This is a genomic window from Pseudoalteromonas sp. PAR1 (genome assembly GCF_947311895.1).
Taxonomy (GTDB): domain Bacteria; phylum Pseudomonadota; class Gammaproteobacteria; order Enterobacterales; family Alteromonadaceae; genus Pseudoalteromonas; species Pseudoalteromonas lipolytica_C.
Genome location: NZ_CAMZMY010000035.1, coordinates 1 through 22,704, shown reverse-complemented (window position 1 = coordinate 22,704; position 22,704 = coordinate 1). Strand labels below are relative to the sequence as shown.

Genomic DNA, 22,704 nt, shown 5'->3' with positions numbered 1-22,704 from the left:
GGCCTCATTTGAGGCCTTTTTTAATTGCTTCATAATCGTGAGAAGTAATTTCATGGCTGTTACCGGCACAGTCTTTAAAATACATTGAGTAAGTAACACCATGATCTGCAACAACGGTTTTAATATCAAATTGAGCTAGATGCTCAAGCCACGCTAAAAACTGTGCTGCATCTGCGCCAAAGGCAATTCCTTTACTTGTGCCTTCTGCTTCAAATAGCGCCAAACGAATCGTCTTTGCTTGATCTTCTAAAGTTAAAGGGCCTTTTCCTTCATCCCAAAAAGCGAGTTCAGGTACCACACTAAAACCAAGTACTTGTTGATACCACTTTACTGCAGCCGCTAAATCATCAACATTTAAGTGGCAGTGATCAACTCCAGATAGTGACGGAATAGCCATGTTACTCCCCTATCTCAGTTTTCAACTGTTCTAAAAATGCGAGCATGTATTCTGTACGTCGTTTAGCCTCATCCTTTGCTGATGGCGTGTTCATACTCTCGCTGATGTGTAACAACTTAATGAAAAAATGATCGAGGGTATATTTTGTATCGTCTGGTTCGCGGTTTAAACAAAATGGATCGTCTTTATGATACAGGTAGCGACCAATTGAGCCCCCTACTTTCATACAGCGGCTTACCCCAATTGCGCCTAATGCATCCATTCGATCAGCATCTTGCACTATTTGCGCTTCGACGCTTTGTACTTTGATATTGGCACTAAAACTATGTGCCGCAATAGCATGATGAATTGCGCTAAAATACTGCTCAGGATAATGAATTGAGGCTAAAAAACTCAACGCTTTGTCTGCGGCCATAGTCGATGCTTTTGCACGGTCTGGGTGATTTTTTGCAACCGCAACACAATCATGTAACCAAGCAGCTGGTAACACTACTGCCATTTCTGCCTGCTCGGCAATACATAACTGTTTTGCAACCCTCACAACACGCTCGATATGACTTATATCGTGTGCGACATCGGCATGGAGTAAAGACATAATAAAATCTCGACACTGAGTTTCTAAAGCTGCAAAGTCTATTTCTGGCTGCATATACAGGCTATTACCATTAACTAATTGAAATTATGCTTACTTTAGCGTGCTTGCTGGATTTGTTCAAAACATTCATTGTATGTTTGTCAGTGCTTCATTAAACTATGCCCCCTTTTGTTTGACGCGAGAATCCCTATGTCATCTGCTATTTACCTGCAAGCTGGACGTGAAAAATCATTAAAAAGAAAACACCCATGGGTGTTCTCAAAAGCCATTAAGAAAGTAAAAGGTAAGCCAGGACTAGGGGATACTGTCACTATCTATGACAATGACGGTAAGTTTTTAGCCATTGCTGCTTACAGTCCGCAATCGCAAATTCGCGCTCGCGTATGGAGCTTCGATCAAAACGAAATCATTGACCAAGCATTCTTTGAAAAACGTTTGCGCCGTGCCTATGCAGCCCGCGAGCAGGTGATCAGCGAAGGCGGTTTAACCGGTTTTCGTTTAAGTGCTGCTGAGTCTGATTACCTTCCCGGTATTACTATCGATAAATTTGATAATGTACTTGTTTGTCAACTACTAAGTGCCGGTGCAGAACGCCATAAAGGTGAAATTGTTGCTGCACTGATGGCTATTTTCCCAGGTTGCGATATTTATGAACGATCAGATGTTGATGTTCGCACTAAAGAAGGTCTTGAGCCAATCAAGGGCCTACTTTGGGGTAAGGAACCAACAGAACCTGTCATCATCGAAGAAAATGGCCTTAAACTCGAAGTAGACATTATTGAAGGCCACAAAACAGGCTTTTATTTAGACCAACGTGATAGTCGTGCTGCTCTTGAGCGCTTTGTTAAAGACAAAACAGTATTAAACTGCTTTAGCTACACAGGTACTTTCTCGCTTTATGCGTTACGTGGTGGCTGTAAGCACGTTACTAACGTAGATGTGTCACAGCCAGCGCTTGATACTGCTAAGCGTAACGTTGAGCACAACAACCTCGATTTATCTAAAGTTGATTTTGTGAAGCAAGATGTCTTTAAGTTATTACGCCAATACCGTGATGAAGGTGTGCAATTTGATACTATCGTTATGGATCCACCAAAATTTGCTGACAACAAAGCGCAATTAACGGGTGCGTGTCGTGGTTATAAAGATATCAATATGATTGCGATGCAAATCTTAAAACCAGGTGGAACCTTACTCACCTTCTCGTGCTCTGGATTAATGGAACAAAACTTATTTCAAAAAGTGGTTGCGGATGCTGCCCTTGATGCAGGTAAAGACTTATTGATCATGGAGCGACTAAACCAAGCTGCCGACCACCCAATTGCTGGCAGCTACCCAGAAGGCTTTTATCTGAAAGGCCTGATCTGTAAGGTTTACTAGTTAAAATTTACAATTTCTAAACCGGCACTCAAGGAGCCATCTTGCTCCTTGGTTGCTCGTATCACACGGGCTGTTGCATCAAATGAAGTAATTGCTGTACTTGTAGAAGCAATTAACACTCGATACAAGCTACCTATTTCTAATACATCATCAAGCTGCACAGCTAACCCTGTGGCACTTAAATCTGTACAAATTGCAGCAACTTCTTTGCCCTCTCCGCCTTCTAGCGGAATTAACTTTGCGGGGGTGTGAATTTGCATACGGCGAAAGTCACGTTTCTCCTCATGAAACATATGGCCTCCTATACCAGTGTTTTTATTTTCTCAATAAGTGTTTTAACAGAAAATGGCTTCACTACATAGGCGTCACATCCGGCATCAAAACCCGCTTTTTTCTCAAGCTCTGTCTCAAGTCCAGACACCATAACCACAGGAATTTTTGCTGTTTCAGGTGTATTTTTTAATAATCGACACGTGTCATAACCATCAAGGCCAGGCATACATACATCTAAAAGGATTGCATCAGGGGGCTCAGCAATAGCCGATGTTAAGCAAGAGGCCCCTGAACTCGCGTAACTTAGCGAAAACTCATTTCCTAAACTTGCTTTGAGCATCTCATAATTAAAATATTCATCATCAACAATTAAGATAGTTTGTTGAGGCCGATTTATGCTGCGCTCTGGAATAGAAATCGGTCTTTCCTTTTCAATGCCCACACTCTCTCCTTTTAGTAGTCACGTATTTGACTCAATTTGATGAGGATTCACCCTCACCATAATACCTTTACACTAATTATAACTCACTTTCTTTAATTGCGTTTAGTACACGCTTTGCAGATACAGGATAGGGTGTCCCCAGTGTTTGTGCAAATAAAGAAACGCGCAACTCCTGTTGCATCCAAAAGATATTTGAAATCTCTTCTGGTACAGGCATCCCCTTTGGAATTTTGTTAGTAAGTTTTTGATATTGCTCGGCCACTTTTTCAAGCTCTAATACACATAAACGATCGCGATTAGGATCAACCGGTAACTTTTCTAAGCGGCGTTCAATAGCTTTTAAGTAACGAATTAAATCTGTCATTTTTGCTGCGCCGTGCTGGCTTACAAAGCCTTTGAACACTAAGCTTTGTAACTGTGATTTAATATCACCGTGCGCCGTAATCATGGTTAAATCAACGCGTCCTTTCATACGTTTATTTAAGCCATGAGCTATACTCAGCACTTGCTCTACTTGGGTGGCAATCTCAACAACTGTGTCACCAAGCTCGCCGCGAATTTGCTCTTTGGCCTTTTCAAATGCCTCTGCAGTGCGGATGTTGCCATATTTAGTTAATAGGCTATCGACGGCTGCTGCAATACAGTCATCAATTAAGTCATTCACCTTACCAAATGGATTAAAGTACAAACCTAATTTAGATTTGTTCGGTAAGTTTTGTTGTAAATACTTAATTGGTGATGGCACGTTTAATAGTACCAAGCGGCGTAAACCTTGTTGGTGAGCCTGCTGTGCTTTGTGTTCATTATCAAATAGCTCAACTGCTGCTGAATCTTTTTTATCCACCAGCGCCGGAAACGCTTTAATTTCGTATTGACCTTGCTTTTTCACGTAAGAGCTTGGTAATTCACCAAAGCTCCACTCGGTCAAATCAGCTTTCTCTATACCCTTGTCAGCTACTTTAGATAAGGTATCCGTCACTTTACCTTGCAACTGAGCTTTAAGCTTAGTCAGATTTAAACCGCGAGCAAGTAACTTATCGTTTTCATCGCGCACTTCAAACTGTAAGCGTAAATGTGGAGCAAGGGTTGATAAATCCCACGCATCAGGCTCAACACGCACCCCAGTCATACGCAATAAACGCGTGCTAATTGCATCAATTAAGTTACCTTGCATTGGCTCGATTGCAGCGAGTACCGCATCGGCATAGTTTGGTGCAGGCACGAAATTACGACGAATTGTTTTTGGTAGTGATTTGATCAGCGCACAAATTAACTCATGTCGAAATGCTGGAATATGCCAATCAAAGCCAGTTTCTTGTACTTGGTTTAACAGTGCCACCGGAATTTGTACCGCCACACCATCAACGGCTTGGCCTGGGTCAAAATGATAAGCCAGTGGTAATAATAAGTTTTCTTGCTGCCAAGTATCAGGGTAATCAAACTCGGTGACATGATCGGCACCATGCTGCATTAACTCTTCTCGAGACATATGCAAAAAGCGCTTATCTTTTTGCTTTTGCCCTTTCCACCACTTATTAAACGCGGCACGATTATTTACATCTTGCGGAATTTTCTTGTCGTAAAATTCAAATAAGGTTTGTTCATCAACCAAGATATCACGGCGACGTGATTTATTTTCAAGAACTTGAATATCTTCAATTAATTCTTGGTTATATTGTAAAAAACCTTCATTTTGACCCAGTTCTTGCTCTACCAAGGCGGTGCGAATAAATAACTCGCGACTTACTTTCGGATCAATATTGCTATACACACAGCGGCGCTTATTAACGATTAATAGGCCATACAAGGTTTGCTGTTCAAACGCGATAACTGCACCCGGCTTTTTCTCCCAGTGCGGTTCACTGTAGCTGCGTTTCACTAAATGCTGTGCAAAGCCTTCCACCCATTTCAAGTCTATACGCGCGTTGATGCGAGCATAAAGCTTACTGGTTTCGACAAGCTCCGCCGCCATAATCCATTTTGGGCTCTTTTTAAATAATCCAGAACCTGGGAAAATATGAAACTGGCTATTACGGGCGCCTTTATAGATTTGTTTTTCATCTTTAAAACCAATATGACTTAACATACCGCTTAATAAAGATTGATGGATTCGGTCACTATCAGCAACATTGGTGGTGGCCTTCATGCCCATTTCATTGCACACCGTTGATAGCTGATAAACAATATCTTGCCATTCACGGATACGCATATAGGCTAAAAAGTCCTTTTGGCATAACTTTCTAAACTGGCTATTGCTCAATTCAGATTGCTGCTCTTCAAGGTAATTCCAGAGATTTAAAAAGGCGATAAAATCTGAATCAGGGTCGTCAAAGCGGCCATGCTTTTCATCCGCTGCGCCGCGTTTTTCTTGTGGTCGCTCTCTTGGATCTTGAATCGACAATGCTGCAACAATAATAATCACTTCACGCAGTGCGCCTAAGCCATCAGCCGTGAGCACCATTTTTGCTAGGCGCGGGTCAACAGGTAAGCGACTTAAACTTCTGCCTGATTTAGTGAGTTCCGTCTTTTTATGACGTTTAGCAGGCTTAATTGCTTCGAGTTCTTCAAGTAGCGTTAAACCATCGTTGATATTGCGACTATCTGGCGCTTGCACAAACGGGAACTGCTGCATATCGCCAAGTCCCAAGCCGAGCATTTGCAAAATAACAGAAGCTAAGTTGGTGCGTAAAATTTCAGGATCGGTAAACTCTGGTCGCGAATTAAAGTCTTCTTCACTGTATAAACGAATACAGATACCTGCTTCAATACGACCACAACGACCTTTACGCTGATTAGCACTGGCTTGTGAAATTGGCTCAATCGGTAATCGTTGTACCTTTGTTCTATAGCTGTAGCGGCTAATACGCGCGGTACCTGGGTCGATAACATATCGAATACCCGGCACCGTTAATGACGTTTCAGCAACGTTGGTGGCTAAAATAATATGACGGCGACTGTGCGGCGCAAAAATTCGGTTTTGTTCAGCGTTTGATAAACGCGAATATAGCGGTAAAACATCCGTGCCTTTGAGGTTTCGCTTCGATAACGCATCGGCGGTATCACGGATTTCTCGTTCACCATTCATGAAAATCAGAATATCGCCGGGGCCTTCATCGCAAAGCTCATCGACTGCATCAAAAATACCCTGTAATTGGTCACCATCCGCTTCCATCTCATCTTTGTTGATTTCAGTGGTTGGTCTATAACGAACCTCTACTGGGAAAGTACGACCGGATACTTCAATGATTGGCGCATTATCAAAATGTTTAGAAAAACGCTCAGGGTCAATTGTTGCTGAGGTGATAATAACTTTTAAGTCAGGGCGTTTTGGCAGTAAATTTTTTAAATAGCCTAAGATGAAATCGATATTTAGGCTGCGTTCGTGGGCCTCATCGATGATGATGGTATCGTACTGATTTAGGTACCTATCTTGTTGAATTTCAGCCAGCAGGATACCGTCTGTCATCAATTTAATGTAGCTATTGTCGGAGACTTGGTCGCTAAAGCGAATTTTAAAGCCCACTTGTTGGCCTAGCTCGCATTGCATTTCTTCTGCAATACGATTCGCGACACTTCGAGCCGCGAGTCGACGAGGTTGAGTATGACCAATGTATCCGTCAACACCTCGGCCAAGCTCTAAACACATTTTTGGGATCTGCGTCGTTTTACCTGAGCCTGTTTCACCGGCGATGATCACCACTTGGTTATTGGCGATCGCCTGTTTAATGTCATCTTTCTTTTGACTAACAGGAAGTTGCTCTGGGTAGGTCACTTTAGGCAAGGCAGCCAAACGATGCTCGCGTAATTGCTGCGAACGGCTAATATCTTCTGCTATTTTTTGCGCTATGCTCGCTTGCTTAGTTTCATCGTTGATTTTTTTGATGCCATGTAGGCGTTTTTTGAAGATGAATTGATCTTTGCGTAAACACGTTTTTAATTCGCCGAACAGCGGACCTAGGTTAACCACCCGATACCCTTATATTTCTTAACCAATAGACTGATATTGTATCAAATAATCTATCAGGTGGTCATGGCTTTATTTATGCCAATTCGCTTAATTAAGTGAACAGTTTTGAGGCAATAAAATCTCGTTGATAACAAGGCAAAAATTACGTTATTTAGTTGTTCTAAATGAGAGATTTTTAACGCAGTTAGCGACAGATTTAATCCCTCAAAATGATTAAGTATTATTGCGAGTTGGCATAATCCTCTCGGTTGGAATTGGCATGGCACAAACGTCGATGTAATCAGGGCTTTCAACAAACCATACTTCTACGCGATTTTTACGCGCTTCAATAAAGGCTTTAAACGCATTTGAGTCTGTTTTCATCACCCGAAATTCACTGTTATCTGTGTCTTTGATATCTGCTAATACTTGCATATCTGTGATGGGGTTAAATGCCTGACCTTCAGTGGCTTTACGTTGCAATAGATTAAAGTGCTCCATGCCTTCTAAAACACGACCAAACACGGTGATATTACGGTCTAAATAGCGCTGGCTATTACCGATGGTGACATAAAATTCGGTACCACCGGAATTAATATCATTACCGCGGGCCATAGCAAAAATTCCTGGGCAATGTACTTGCCATGTTTCGGTTTGGCTTTGGTTTTGTGCCACAGCAAAGCCATTTAAAAAGCCCGTTTTAGCAGCATAACCATCAGGCCCTTTAAGCTCTGTAATCGCTAAAGGAGTCTCAGTGCGTAGATAAAACTCAGCGGATAATCCTTTTTTGGCATTTTTAACGGATTTACTTTCGCTGGCATCCCCGCCCTGCGCAACAAATCCTTCAACAAAGCGATACATACTCAGGCCTTGATAAAACCCTTCTTTAGCAAGCTGTCGCATGTTATTTGCGTGAATGGGCGCTAGTTTATCGTTTAGTTCGATATAAGCAGCGCCTGTAGGTAAGGTTAATTTAATAACGTTTTCGGCACTGACTTTTCGCCACTCACTGCTACTTGCGGTTTTAATGATTTCGCCAGCAGAACGTTTTTGGCTTGTTTCTTTTGCAGCAATTGGTGCAGCTAATACTACGCCAAGGCACAGAGTTAATAGACTTAATTTCATTGTTATTATCTTTTAAGTAATTGACAACTCAGCCTATTAACTTATGCCTTAATAAGCAAATAAAAGCGATTTATGGTGCCAAGTAGATGTATTAGTCCCAATCAAATTTATAAAGAATATCAACATTTTGATAAAGGCCGCTGGTGACCTCGATATACAATTGCGACAACAATTGATAACGAACTGCCACTTCACTTAATGAATCAAAAATGCCGACACTGTATTTCACTTGAATACCTGGTGTAACATAGCCAGATATTTCAACTTTGGTGTCATCCCCGCTACCGCTTGAACTTAAGCTTACATCAGACAAACCAAAGCTTTCACCAATTTTAGATACCACACCTTCACTACGGTTTACACCCTGGGCAAGCAGTAATTGGGTGAGCATCGCATCGGTTGAACTGTCTCCTTCATCAAGAGGTTGACCATTTAATAAATAAGCCAATGCTTGGGCTTGGTCCATCGCAGGCTCTGAGAATACTTTTAATGAAGGTTGTTCAACATTACCAGTTAAGGTAATACCCGCAATCACGCCATTCGAGGTGTTGTCTGGATTACGAATTGCCTTAATGTTCAAGTACGGTTTATCAATTGAGCCACTAAAGCCCACCTGACCGGTGCGAATTTGCAAGTCTTGACCAAAAGCACGATAGGTACCTTGAACTAGGTTCAACTCACCCGTTGCTATCATCGGCGTAACTTGGTCCATGCTGATGTTTATGTCACCTTCAACTTTCGACTGTAAGCCAAACGAGTCAACGCGCACATCATTTTCAACCAACACCTTTAAGTTAATAGCATAATCAAAAGGCACTTTTTCTGACTGTTGCTGCTCAATATCAACAATGACTTCATCATCGCTGACTTGTACAGCGCCTTCTGGTAGCTCTTCAATGGCAATACGACCCCATGGCACTACAACTTGGCCATCAAGATTAAACGCATTATTCTTCAACGACATTGTTAAATCTGGCGATACTTTAAAGGTGACATCTTGCTGGGCACGCACAAAAAACTCTTTACCGTTTAATTTCACGTCAACGTCAGGTAAATCTTGCTGCCAATCAACACCACCAGATAAATTAAGCGCGCCCCCTTCGGTATCTTTAAGCTCACCCGTGAGCTTCGCACTTTGGTTATTAAAGGCAATGTTCACATAAGAGTTTTGCAGCGATACAGGCAGGGTTGCCCCTTCAAGGTTGATTTTTTCGACATCAAAATCACCATTGAGTAATGGTTCTTTTAAAGTACCTGCGATTGCTAATCGTCCTTTGATGTCGCCTGTTAATTGCTCAAGTGAAGCAATAAAGGGTCGTAAGTTTGTTAACTCAATTTTCTCAATAACCAAGTCGCCCGCTAAGGTCTGTTGATTTTGAATATCATCAATGTTGAGCTCTGACGTTACTTTACCTAATACGGATGAATCAATAGTGGCATTAAGTTTACCAACTTGTGCGTCGCTCATTGCCGAAATATCTAAAACCTCAACCGGTAATTTATATACACTTGCACCATCGATTAAGGATGCTTCAAGCTGCTGAGTTTTGATATTGGCACGAATAGTTTTTAGTGCGCCATTATTCCAGTTGGCAACAAACTCCCCGCTTGCATCCCCTGTTACTTTCAAGTTATCTGGTAAGAAGTGTTTAAATTCAGCAATCGATAACGCTGCAAGCTGTGCATTTAACTGGCCTAACTGCTTAGTTTGCTGCAAAGTCTCAAAGCATAATTTTGAGTTATCACTTTGCCAGCAATGTGCAGCGACATTAAAGTCAAATGTCTTGGTATTAACTTGAATATTAATTGGTTTATTAGTGCCAAAGCGCACCTGATTATCGGTAACAAGAATTTGGCTCAGCGCACCTTGCCAGGTTTCTTTATTAAATTTACCGTCAATATCAAACGACGCCTTGCCTTGGTCTGCATCGAGTAAAAAAGTTAAATGGTGATCTGTTTTATCGCCGCTAGCGTCTAACTCAATTTGATTAATTTTGTGTTCGCTAATCGATGCAGAATCAAGCACCAATGACACATCCGTTTGCCAGTCTGCAGCGTAATCAAATTGCCCTTTTAATGTTAAACCATCAACCTGAATATCTTGATAGCTCAATGTATTAAGAACTAAATTTAAATCAACCGTTGGTGCAAGACGCTCACCACGCAAACTCAAATCAGCAAAGCCCTTGCCTTGCATAGGCAAGATATCTTGACCACTTGCATCTAAACGCAATTTGCCGTCAACTTGCCATACATCATCTACCTGACCCGATAAAGCAATTTCATTTTTACCGCTTTTCACTTCTAGTTTATTGAAACTCGCATGCAAGCTGCTATCAAGTTCAAAGTCCGACAGCAAGGTCACAGGTACTTCATTCACAGAGCCATTTAATTGTGTGTTATCCAGCGCAAGCTGCCACTCACTTGCTTGTAAGTTAAATGAACCATTAAATTCACCAGATAAATCACTACTTAGTGCATCCGTTAAATATTGGGCTTTTAAGTGGCTTAAACCCCCTTTAAATTGGCTTTTTACGCCATTTGACCAATCAACTGATGCGGTAATTTCTGCTTTACTGTCGTTAGTATTAAGGCTTAACTGCTCAAGTTTTGCGTTTGTTAAACTGCCTTGTAATTGCGATTTCACAGTCATTGCCGGTAATGCATCTAACTGCGTTACTAGGCTCAAATCAACAGCATAAGCATCGGCATGGCCTTTCGCTTTTAAATCAAAGTCCGATAATTGCAGCTGTTGTGTATCTGTTGCTATTTGCCACTTTGCTATTTGACCAGTTAAATCAAATGGGTAATTTGTTTGTTTTAGGTTCACAGCCCCTTTTAACTCTGCTGAGTATGCTCCCTGTGTAACTAGGTCTAACTTTAAATCCTCAAGCGGCCCTGAAACTAATAACTTAGCTTGATGCTCATTGCTATTTACAGACACAGCCCCCTCAACTGTATTTTTACCCGCAAGCGCTGCCGTTAAATGGGTGTTCAATTGCCATTGCTGATAACTTGCAGCAAGCTTTTCAAGATTAATATCGCTTCCCTTGGCTGAAGCTACCAATTCGATATTTTCAATAAGCTGAGCCTCTTCTGCGCCATAAGGAGTAACAGCAACTTTACTGATTTGAAGTTGCTTTAACTCAACATTAATCGGTAGCGTAATATCAAGTGCTGGTAATGCTGGAAGCTCTGTTAATGGCGTTGATTTAGGCTGCTCTTTTGCTTCGTGTAGCATCATAGCAACATCAGCAATGGTCAGTGAATCCACTGTAAGATCCGATGCTTCGCCACGACCACTTAAGTTTAATTTGTTGACTGTTACATCGGCACTCGGATGCGCAAGATTAAAGCGATTAATTGCAACTCGCTTAACAGCAACTTTCATTGGTAAGCTAATTTGTGCGGCTTGTGCAACTTCAGGCTCTGTTTCAGAGCCCTGCTCAGTTGATGCAGCTTGGCTTTTAATATTTAAATCTATCGACTGGGCGCTTAAATTATCAAGACAAATGCCATCACAACGCCACCAGAACAAATCAATTTTTAGCTGCTTTGCATCAAGCTTGATGCCTTGATTCTCAAAGTGAACATCAAACGCATCGTTATATAAAAAACGCCCAGATGGCAGCTTTATTGTTAAGCCATCAACTAACTTATTCGCTGTGTATGCAATAAAGTGATTACCGGGCGCGGTGAATAGCAAACAAAACACAATAACTAGCAGACTTGCCAACGTGATTGATAGAACCTTGGTTATCTTTTTTAACATCTTCATTAGATTTCAGGCCCTATGGTAATACTTAATCGGGTACTTTTGCTTTCTTTTGTCAGACCCCAAGCATGGTCGATACGCACCGGGCCAACAGGGGTTAAATACCGAAAACCAAAACCGGCACCGACTTCGACGCGGTCACTAAAATCATTAGTCGCAGTACCACTATCGACAAATAAGGCTGCGCGCCAATGCTCAGCAAATTGATAGTTATATTCAACAGTGCCACTCATCAAATATTTACCACCAATTAAGCGCCCTTCCTCATCTTCTGGGGAAATAGATTCATAAGCAAAACCACGTACACTCTGATCACCACCGGCATAGAAACGCAGTGATAACGGCACATCATTTATATTATCGACCAGCATGGCACCTAGGTTGGCTCTTAAAAACAACATATGGCGATCTGCAAAAGTAGTTAGCCAGGCATTTTGCAGTTGTAAGCGCAAAATGTTGGTTGAAGACATCATATCTTTTAAACCAAATTCGGCCGAAACCATCCATTGGTAACCTTCATAAGGTGTTGTACCCCCTTCAGTATCTTTTTTCGCATAACTGATGCCGGGCATCAGCATTTTTGCACTTTGCTCCTCATCGCCAATACGATAAGTTTCATAATCACGTCTTAAAAAGGCCGTACGCACCCAGTCGTCTTCGGTTAGCCATTGCCTTTGCAACTGTCCGGTTAATATTTTGCTGTACAGATCATTAGTTAATTCGTCTTCGAGCTTGTAACCCACAGAGAAGCGCCAAAGGTCATCATTAGGATCGTCGACCGGTACCGTATAGCCCAATGATATATCTTGCTGGCGCTCAGATACATTTAGGTTACTTTCTAAGTAGTGGCCATCTTCGGTGATCCAAGGTTTGGTCCACTTAAAACGAACTTTCGGACCAAGATCTGTGCTATAACCGCCACCCACTTCATAGCTATTGGCTGGCTTATGTAATACATCAACATTAACAGGCACTTGATTATCTTTACGTTTTGCAATATCTGCATACACACGGACACTCGCAAAATAAGGGGTACTCGATAGCGCTAAGTTGTAATCAGAAACCTCGGTCGCTTTATATGGCTGACCTTGTTTAAACTCCGCCAGCGAACGAATGTATTTTTCAGCGGGAGTCTCACTCCCAATGGTGATATCACCAAACTGATAGCGAGGACCGGTATCGACATTAAAAATGACTTTTGCGCTATTATTTTTTAGCGATACGGCCAATTTATGCTCGTGCCACTTCGCATCAAAATAGCCTAACTCTAATAGCTGGCTTTCAAGACCTTTTCTAGCAGCCTCATATTTACCGTGATTTAAAAAGTCACCCGGCTTGATTTTGATACTATTGACAGCAGACATAAATTCAGCGTCATCTTTCCCGGCACCAGTGATAGTTACGTTGATATCTGCAATTCGGGTAACAGGGCCTCGTTCAACATCGACAATTAATAGCTGCTGCGCGTTATCGAAACTAATTTTGATGGTCGGTTTGTAATAGCCAAGGGCTTTTAAACTCATTTCTACTTGGCTTTTAGCATGACGCTTTAATGCCTTGGAAGTTTTTTCATCGATAAGTTGTTTTATGTAAAGCTCAACGTTCTTTTCGAGCTCATCACTGATCCCCTGAATTTTATAATCTTTAATAACCGTAGCCGCACTCGATGCATGCTGGCTGTATGAAAAGCAGATAAACAAAAAGACAAAAAAGAAATGCCGAGTATACAAAAAATATCCTTACTTTTTTGGAGGAGTCATAATCTAAAATGAGTACAAAAAGATACTATCACAGTGCAATAGCCACCGACATAATTGAAATGCTAAAATTAGTACGCGTTAAACAATTATTTTCGCTACAATAGCGGATAATACCTAGATTTATAATGAATGAGCGACTAAATGCACTTCCCTGATGACGAAAACGGTCAATTATTAGCTGAAATAGCTGAAGCTGGTGTCGATTTAACCAGTATGCAAACCATCGATTTCTATATTCTTTTTGAACAAAAACCTGAAGCAGAAAAATTTGCTGAAGCGATTACAAGTGATGAGCTTGCTCCTTCAACAGAGTTGTCCAAATGCCCAGATACAGGGGTGTGGGAAGTAATTACCCGCGTGAAGATGGTGCCAGATCACACTTTACTTAGCCAAACTGAGCAATACTTAGAAAGCATCGCTAATGGCCATAATGGTTATGGTGATGGCTGGGGTTTAATGGCTGAAGAACAATAAGCCTGCCAGCCAATTTTGTAAGCGAATCAATTTAGTTGATTCGCTTTACGAAAACTCCCCTGATAATCAAATAGCTTTTCTGCCACTTTCCAACCATATTTTTTATTTTTACGCGCAATCACAAAATCGGGGGCCAGTAGTCGCTGCTGTAAATCGACAACCTGCTCAGCGCTTTGCCATTCAATTGGGGTAAAACCTGGTGCTGCTCTCTTACCAAACTGCTTATTAAAAATAAATCGTCCGGTGTCATTTGCTAAGTTAAATACCTCATCACAACTTGCACCGTCTTCATCATAATAACTAATTTTAAGTAAACCTTTTGCGAGCACCTGAGCTGACAAACCACTACACCTTAATACCAAGGCATCTTTTAAATTTAGTGCTTCTCGTAGTTTATCATCAGGGTCTGCCATCATGGCACCACAAGAATGGCACTGCCTTGCAGCAATGTCATTTTGTTCACCACACTGCTCACATTCTTTAAACCGAAAACGATAATCGCACTGAACTTGTTCTTCACCATCGTCCAGCAAGCCTTGGCAACGTCTTCCAAAATGCTCAATCACTTTACCCTCGCTGTCTGTTTTACCCCAAAAAATATTCGCAAATCCACAACCCGGACACAGTACTTGAACAGGCTCATTATCACTTTGCGCTTTTTTACTGCCCACTTCAGGATAAAACAAATCAAAACCATTACCTGCATAGTCAATCACTAAGCAGTCTTTTTTTCCTTCACTTAAGCGCAGGCCCCGACCTACAATCTGCTGGTATAAACTGACCGATTCGGTTGGCCGTAAAATCGCGATGAAATCAACATGAGGAGCATCAAAGCCTGTCGTGAGCACAGATACATTAACCAAATACTTTATTTGTTTTGCTTTAAATTGATTAATAATTCGGTCACGTTCGTTATTATCGGTATCGCCGGTTATAAGTGCAGTATTTTGCTCTGGTAAGTAACCGGTAATTTCTTTGGCATGCATCACGGTTGCGGCAAAGATCATCACGCCATGACGCTGTTCACTGTATTCTATAACTTGCTTGATAATAGCTTTTGTTGCCCGTGTGTTATCTTTCAATAATGCATTCATATTTTCGATACTGTATCGACCAAATGAATCACTCGGTAGTGATGAAAAGTCATAATGACTAATAGCAGCATCGACTTCATGCGGCGGCGTTAAATAGCCGTTCTTAATCATATAGCGCAGTGGTAACTCAAAAATACACTTTTTAAATGGCGCATCTTTATCACCTCTAACAAAACCGTGATAATGATGATGATAAACCCAGCCCATCCCCATACGAAAAGGTGTCGCAGTTAAGCCAAGCACTTTAAGGTTGGGGTTTTGCTTTTTTAGACTCGCTATCACCTGCCCGTATTGGCTTTGTTCATCACCGCTGACACGGTGACACTCATCAATGATCAACAAAGAGTAGGCATCACTCAGCTTATCGGTATTGCGCGCCAGGGACTGCACACTTGCAAAGGTGACTTGCTCTGTTAAAGACTTTTGCTTTAAACCTGCTGAAAAAATACTCGCCTTAAAGCCAAAGCTCATATATTTCTCTGCGTTTTGCTCCACCAATTCTTTGACATGTGCAAGCACCATAATTTTTTGTTTGGCAATGCGCGCAAGCTCTGCAATAACAAGGCTTTTTCCTGCCCCTGTTGGTAATACGATCAGTGCAGCATCATCTGTTTGTCGAAAGTGAGCAACCGTGCGTTCTACGGCCTCTTGTTGGTAGGGTCTGAGTACGTACTTCATTTTATCGGAATATTCGACATAAAAAAGGGAAGCATACGCTTCCCTTCATATTCTTTAAAGCAAAAAATTAAGCCAAGTGCTTAGTTAGATCGACACCTTGGAACGCTTTAGGACGTTTACCACGACCCGTCCATTCAACGATTTCACCATTATACTCGATGCGATATTTTGGTTTAACTTTAGTACGCTTATCTGTACTTGCTACATCTTGTAAATCTTCTAATGTAAGTCCTTTTTCTTTTAACAAATCGAGTACTTCTTTTTTAGCTTCTTGCTGTTGAGTATATTTCTCGATTGCTGTGTCAATTAGCTGCTTGGCTTTTTCAAGCTCAGTTAACGACGCAGATTTAACAAAAGACCGGATTTCTTTCATTTAGAGCTCTCTTGGATATAAAATTTAAGTTAGATGTTAAACGTTCATGAGTATATAATTAAATCATAAATTAATCTATGGCATGCTTATTTTTTATAGCACTTTTCATTATATTAAAGCCATAACTTAACTTTATCTATTACGTCAAGTAGCTCTGAAATCAACCCTTCGACAACCAAAGTGTCATGTTGTTGATTAAATCTATTTTCTGTCTGCACGATAAGTTCTGACAATGGTGGGTATTGAAGCATAACAATCCCACCTTTAAGCTTATGGATTGAACGAGAAATCTTTTCAATATCATGATTTTTTAAGTGCGTAGATAAATTATCCACATCCTCTTGTAAGCTGTTTATAAACACCTCAGCTAACATTTTTGCATCATTTTCATTTCCAAAAACAGTTAACCAATGCTGCTTATCTTTAACACCTTGTATGTTTATAAATGTATTGTCAATGGCTTCAACATCACTCGTGTTCAGGTCAATAAACTCAGCCAATCTATTATATAATTCATTTAGTTTATACGGCTTAAAAAGAACGCTATTCATACCTGAATCTAATGCTTTTTTTAGACATTCTTTCGAGGAGTCAGCAGTAAAACCGATAATAGGTAAATGCTTAAATTGTTCTTTTTCTCGTATACTTTTTGCTAAGCCGAAACCATCCAAATCCGGCATATGGCAGTCTGTTAATAATAAGTCAAAATGATTATTCTCAAGCGCTTTTAACCCTGCGAAACCATCCTCGACTATTACAGCCTTAATACCAAGCTTTTGACATTGCTTTTCAAGTAATAGTTGATTGGTTTTATTATCCTCAGCTATCAGTATTTGACCATAAACAGGAGTATTTTCTAGTCGGGTTGGCTCACTACTTTTAGTGTGAATATTATCAATTAACTCTCTTAGTATATCTGGATACAGTGGGTCTACAGCTAAAACGTGACAGCTACATTTTGCAGGTGCTTGAGTACCATTCGGACTTAACACAATAATGTATTTATTGCTTGCTTGGTTTATCTCTGTTCGCCAATCGTTACCCCAAAGTTCCACCATATAGCACTCATCAATAAATATACTTTTTGCCTGCTCAAAAGCATGTTTATCTAATGGCCAATCTAGCTGCTTATATTGAACACCAATGCTGTTTAAACAATTTAACAGAGGCTGATTTTGACTACAGACATACCAAGTAACAGAAGATAGACTTAGCTTAGATTTGCTAACTTGGGTTAATGGCACAGTGATATAAACATTGGTGCCTTTCCCATAAGTACTAGAAATATTAATCTCACCTTCCATTGCATCTAGTAATTGCTTGGCAAGACTTAAACCCAGACCAGCACCACCAAAACGACGTTGAATAGAATTATCTGCTTGCTCAAAAGGGGTAAATGTTTGCTTTAGTTGCTGAGCAGTCATACCTTTGCCGGTATCTGATACTTCAAGTTTAAGGGTGTTTTTTTCAAACAAAACATCACAACTAATCGTGCCTTGCTCGGTAAACTTAACTGCATTATTTAGCACGTTAGAAACAACTTGCATCACGTGGTTTATATCGACAGAGGCTAAATTATAGGCCGCTGTACGCCACGATAAAATGAATTCTATGCCTTTTTGCTTAGCAAGATATTCATGAGCGCGTATAACTCGGCATAAATGCGACTCTAAATCTACATTTCGTATTTCAACATCGATATTACCCGCATTAGTATTTGCAAAATAAAGAATATCATCAACTAAAGTGCGTAACTTTAATAAAGAGCCATCAATGTGCTCTACTAATTGGTATTGCTCATCAGTCATCGTTGAAGCTTTTAGTAATTCAATAAAGCCACTAACGCCTGAAATAGGCGTTCGCAGTTCATGACTCATGGTTGCAATAAAACGACTTTTCGCTAAATCAGCTTGCTGTGCTAATTGATTTGCCTTTGTAAGGTCTGCTTGCTGGCGTTTTAGCAAATTAATGTCAAATAAAATGCCATTCCAACGAACTCCCTCTTGCGAAGACTGCTTTTTGGGCTCAGCATTTGCTATATATCGACACCAAATCTGCTGACCTAAATGGTTCACTCTAAACTCAATATCGATCATGCTATTAAGTTTGTTAGCAAGCTTAAAACTTTTAGCAATTTTAACCCTGTCTTCATCAACAATATGAGGCGAAATGCAACCTGTCATACCCCGACGATTAACGGTTGTATTTGAAATACCTAATAACTCTTGTGCGCCTCGGCTAATATAAGTGTAGCTACCCTCACCATTATCATAATACTCGTACTGAAAAACGCCGCCTGGGATAGTATCGGTAATTGTTTGTAGTAGTTTTTGTACTGATTTATTCTCACGCTGTAATTGGTGATGCTCGGTAACATCGGTAATTACTGTCATAATGCCTGCAAGTAAACCATCAACACCATAATAAGGTTTTTTTGTATAAAGAAGTTCAAGGTTTTGTCCTTCATTATTGGTGTAGTTTATTTGCTGATTTATCACTTTTCCTGACTTTAAACTTTGTCTGTTTTGCGAAAGCAGTTTCTTAACCACATCAAGATCAGTACGTAGGTATTGATTATCTTTATCCCATAAATGAGCAAAATTATCTTTATAAGCCTTATTCCACATTATGCGACGTTGATCTTTATCCTGTATCACCACCATAGTAGGAAGGTCATCTATCAGCTTTTGAGTGAAGTTAAGTTTACTTAGTGCAACCTGTTCAGCGTGTTTGCGTTTTGCTATTTCTCTATTAATTGTTATTCGCCAGCTAATAAAGTAAATAACAGATACTGCCAACAGGATTAAAACAAGAATTGCTGTCGTGTTTACCGTTTTTTTATCGTAGCCTTGCTCAATATTAAAAATACCATGGCGATTGACTACATGAGTAAAATCATTACTTGTTAATGTTTTAAATAAACTATCGAGTAAAGTGGCAAATTCAGAAAAGTGTTTATTTACTAAAAAGTAAATAGGCTGCGAATAACGATATTTTGGATTGATGTAAAATTCACCAATATAAAACTGATTTAATTGATAAGCGGCAATGCTTTGAGGCAAGATTACGCCGTCGATGTTATCATTTCTTAACGCATAAAAAAGAGTTTGAATTGAATCGAATGAAACGGTATCAAGCTGTTCACTAACCACAAGCCTCTCTAATGGATTTGCAAACGTTTCAAAATACCCTATCCGTTTAATTTCTCTTGAACGCTTAGAAATTAACACCATTTCTAAACTATAGTGAGCAGGTAAAGCAATTAGTACACCTTCATCTATTTTAGATGGTGTAAGTGTAGGAATAATATCAACTTTATTTGCTAAAAATAATTTTTCTAACTCGCTAGAGTTAGCGGCTGGTATGTACTTAAATTGAAAATCACTTCGCTGTGAAAGAAGTTGCAGTGTATCGTTTAAATACCCTCTGGCCTCACCATTCTTGTTTGTTGAATTTAGTGGATAAATGCCATCAATAAATGAAAATGTCAGTAAATAATTATTAATATCTTCGGCATTAATACGGTTAAAATCGCGCTTAAACTGCCCATATGCCTTTGCAGCTAAGTACTCTTCACTCGCAGCACTTTCCCACAACTGTTTAGTAGTTGGAGATATTGAGGTCAAAACAGAATTCACTTGGTTACGTAGCAACGTATTGTTTTTATTAAACATTACATGCAAAGTTTCACTTGATAACCAAATAGGACTAACTACTTTTAAGTTATCATGAGTACGATTTTTAAATTGATGAGATAAAGCAGAATAATCTCCCAAAAACGCATCAAATGTGCCATCAGCAATTTTCTTATATGCATCTTCCGGTTGAATAAAGCGATTAATAAACAGAGCGCCATTTTCGGCTAAATATTCACAATGTGAGCTGCCAGTTATACAAACCCAGCGCAGGCTAGCCAAATTTTTTAAAGCATCGTTGGCTATCTTTTGCTTTGTCACGATTCCGCGCGGCGATTCCATAAACGGAGTAGAAAATAAGAAATGCTTCTTGCGTTGTTTTGTCTCATTTAAGCCAACAGCAAAGTCGACTTTTCCTGCCTCCAAAGCATCTAAAAGCTCATTTAAACTTGCATATACCTCATAATCTAATTCAGCCCCAAGCAAGCTGGCAATTTCATTACTGTAGCCAACAATCACGCCTGAAAACTGACCATCAGCATCACGCGTATGATACGGGAAAAAGTTATAGCTAACGATACCTGCTTTTAAAGTTGCACCAGTCTGTTCAGAATTCGCACTAAATGATACAAGTAATGAAAGTAATATATAGATAAAGACAGTTATCTTACCCAAACAAAAGCCTTAACTAATTGTTAATCAGGAAATTCCAGTATAAGAGATTATTTCAAATGGTACAAATAACTAACTTGTTTCAATGCAATTAGCACTCATTAATATCTGTGCTTTCTTATTTTATAAAACCCACTTCAATATCAACCACTCTTTGATTTTACTTACTAACAATACTGAGAGTTTTCTAGTTCGGAATAATAATAATTGATTCAAAGTGATGACAAACAAACATTTGATTAAGTTTAAGAACTTTATGCTCATTATCATGGTTTTGACGAATCGTTTAACTCTCCTTCTTAATAAACTATTAAAATAATTGCTAAAGACATCAGGTAGCCTTGTATCAATATTTTGTCCAATGATCGCCATGTATATTCCATAAAAAAGGCTGAAAAAATTCAGCCTTTTTACGTTCAAAAAACTTTATTAGAAGCTGATTGAGTAGCTTACTCGATAATCGCGACCAAAGTTGTTATATAAGTCTTGATCATCCCATGTGCCATTTGATGATAGCACTGGATCTTCATCTGTTAAGTTATTAACAGTGAAAGTAACAGCACCATATGCACCAGCATTATAAGTGTAAGTTAAGTTATGTACTAACCAGCTATCAAGTCGACCAGACACATCATATTTAGCACCAGCAATTGGATTACCATCAGCATCTAAAGGAGCTTTTTCAAACTCACTTGTGCTATCAGTAAATGTTGCGTTCCATGCTAAAGAGTGATCTTCATAAGACCATGCAACCGTTGCAACAGACTTAAGCTCAGGTTGACCTGACCAACCAGATGTATCTTGAACTCGACCACCTACTTCTTCTTCATATGAAAGTACAAAGCTATTCACGTTTTGGAAACGGAAATCACCAAAACCAGTTTCAAGATTTGCAGCAATTGTAAAGTCGATACCTTCAATTTCGAAACCAGCACCATTAAAGTAAGATGTACCTGCTTCAATAAGCGTTCCAGATGCAGCACGCTTCAGATAGAAAGTCTCATTCGAAGTATCTGTATCTACTGATACAGCAGAGATTAGGCCTGCAGCTTCGTCAGATAAAAGAGCTTGTAATGTCTTTTGTTGGATTACATTATCGATTTGTAACTGGAAGTAATCAAGTTTGAAAGTAAGGTTGTCGTTTACGTCCCACGCGATACCAAGGTTAGTGTAATCTGATTCTTCAGCATCTAACTCTGAGTTTTGTGTATAGTATGTATTGTACTGACGCTCTGTTGTAGAGCCATTTCTATAGTCAATAGCGTCTTCTGCTGAAAATGAACGCGCAGCATTAAGACGGTCAAGACCTGGTGCACGGAAAGACTCAGAATATGAACCACGGATAACGATGTTATCAGCTACTTGCCAACGAGCAGATACCGCAGGAGCAATATTGTCACCGAAGTCAGAGTAGTCATCGTAACGAGCTTTTAAGTTAACTTCTACAGTTTCAGTAATTGGAAGAACTGACTCGAAGAACAGTGCTGTTACATCACGTTTACCCTGTGATGAGTTACCTGCTGAACCACCGATTAAACCAGCAGCTGATTGACCATCGTAGATATCTGCATAAGTTTGCTCAAAATATTCCATACCTACGTAGTGTGATACTTGACCACCAGGTAATTCGAATAAATCGAAGCCGATACCAGCAAAGTATTGGTCAAAAGTCGATGAAGATTCTTGAAGTGTTGTTGCTTTCATGTTTGCAACACCTTCATCTGAACCTAAATCAATATCATTAGCTTGGTTATATGCTAAACCAGAATAAGAAAGGTAGTATTGACCAACAGATTTGTTATCTGCTTTGTTACGGTGGTAATAAACTTCCCATGAAGCATTGTTCCAGTCGAAGTCACCGCGAAGACCAGTAGTTAAGTCGATATTGTAGTCGTCTACGTTACCGTCACGAGTACCGATACCAACCCAACGGAATAAACCATACGCACCGTCTACACCATAAGGGTTGTGTGGGTTATCAGCAGACATATTTTCCCACTCTGCAGCAGGAGGAGCATAACGACCAAATGATGAGTTTTGAACAAACATTGTTTGACCAAACCACTCTACGTTTTCAGCGATTTC

At 40.0% G+C, this 22,704-nt stretch carries 14 protein-coding genes; 2 read left to right on the top strand and 12 right to left on the bottom strand.

All coding sequences use genetic code 11. The annotated features are described in order from the left end of the window. Positions 1–4: 4 nt before the first annotated feature. Complete coding sequence (locus QL229_RS19510; RefSeq protein ID WP_135925323.1) at positions 5–397, bottom strand: VOC family protein; 393 nt, start codon at positions 395–397, stop codon at positions 5–7. Position 398: 1 nt separating this feature from the next. Further along, on the bottom strand, positions 399–1,046 hold the full coding sequence (locus QL229_RS19505) for an HD domain-containing protein (RefSeq protein ID WP_135925325.1): 648 nt from the start codon (positions 1,044–1,046) through the stop codon (positions 399–401). A gap of 135 nt (positions 1,047–1,181) precedes the next feature. Here QL229_RS19505 and QL229_RS19500 point away from each other — a divergent pair, with 135 nt between their 5' ends. Then, entirely contained in the window at positions 1,182–2,372 is a 1,191-nt protein-coding gene (locus QL229_RS19500) for a class I SAM-dependent methyltransferase (RefSeq protein ID WP_135925327.1), read from the top strand. On the opposite strand, the gene QL229_RS19495 is transcribed toward QL229_RS19500, so the two are convergent. The 6 genes from QL229_RS19495 to QL229_RS19470 form a co-directional block, all read right to left on the bottom strand. After that, positions 2,369–2,665, bottom strand: a complete 297-nt coding sequence (locus tag QL229_RS19495; RefSeq protein WP_135925330.1) for a PilZ domain-containing protein — start codon at positions 2,663–2,665, stop codon at positions 2,369–2,371. The genes QL229_RS19500 and QL229_RS19495 overlap by 4 nt on opposite strands. An 8-nt stretch (positions 2,666–2,673) precedes the next feature. Further along, positions 2,674–3,081 carry a response regulator gene (locus tag QL229_RS19490; RefSeq protein WP_276605837.1) on the bottom strand — a complete coding sequence of 136 codons (408 nt, stop codon included), beginning with the start codon at positions 3,079–3,081 and terminating at the stop codon, positions 2,674–2,676. 82 nt (positions 3,082–3,163) lie between these two features. After that, positions 3,164–7,054, bottom strand: a complete 3,891-nt coding sequence (gene hrpA / locus QL229_RS19485) for an ATP-dependent RNA helicase HrpA (protein ID WP_138558593.1) — start codon at positions 7,052–7,054, stop codon at positions 3,164–3,166. 213 nt (positions 7,055–7,267) lie between these two features. After that, positions 7,268–8,158, bottom strand: a complete 891-nt coding sequence (locus tag QL229_RS19480) for a peptidylprolyl isomerase (RefSeq protein ID WP_138558006.1) — start codon at positions 8,156–8,158, stop codon at positions 7,268–7,270. 91 nt (positions 8,159–8,249) lie between these two features. Continuing rightward, positions 8,250–11,936, bottom strand: a complete 3,687-nt coding sequence (locus QL229_RS19475) for a translocation/assembly module TamB domain-containing protein (protein WP_138558007.1) — start codon at positions 11,934–11,936, stop codon at positions 8,250–8,252. After that, positions 11,936–13,633, bottom strand: coding sequence for an autotransporter assembly complex family protein (locus QL229_RS19470; RefSeq protein WP_138558021.1), 1,698 nt, complete (start codon positions 13,631–13,633; stop codon positions 11,936–11,938). The genes QL229_RS19475 and QL229_RS19470 overlap by 1 nt, the downstream gene beginning before the upstream one ends. 201 nt (positions 13,634–13,834) lie before the next feature. On the opposite strand from QL229_RS19470, the gene QL229_RS19465 reads away from it, so the two are divergent. Next, positions 13,835–14,167 carry a ribonuclease E inhibitor RraB gene (locus tag QL229_RS19465; protein ID WP_138558008.1) on the top strand — a complete coding sequence of 111 codons (333 nt, stop codon included), beginning with the start codon at positions 13,835–13,837 and terminating at the stop codon, positions 14,165–14,167. 26 nt (positions 14,168–14,193) lie between these two features. On the opposite strand, the gene QL229_RS19460 is transcribed toward QL229_RS19465, so the two are convergent. The 4 genes from QL229_RS19460 to QL229_RS19445 all read right to left on the bottom strand — a co-directional run. Then, on the bottom strand, positions 14,194–15,939 hold the full coding sequence (locus QL229_RS19460) for a DEAD/DEAH box helicase (RefSeq protein WP_138558009.1): 1,746 nt from the start codon (positions 15,937–15,939) through the stop codon (positions 14,194–14,196). Positions 15,940–16,006: 67 nt separating this feature from the next. After that, entirely contained in the window at positions 16,007–16,312 is a 306-nt protein-coding gene (locus tag QL229_RS19455) for an H-NS histone family protein (protein WP_135925343.1), read from the bottom strand. A 113-nt stretch (positions 16,313–16,425) separates the two neighbouring features. Beyond that, complete coding sequence (locus QL229_RS19450; RefSeq protein ID WP_138558010.1) at positions 16,426–20,622, bottom strand: transporter substrate-binding domain-containing protein; 4,197 nt, start codon at positions 20,620–20,622, stop codon at positions 16,426–16,428. Positions 20,623–21,048: 426 nt separating this feature from the next. Next, positions 21,049–22,704, bottom strand: a 1,656-nt coding sequence (locus QL229_RS19445) for a TonB-dependent receptor (protein WP_281547324.1), incomplete at its 5' end; no start/stop codon positions are given.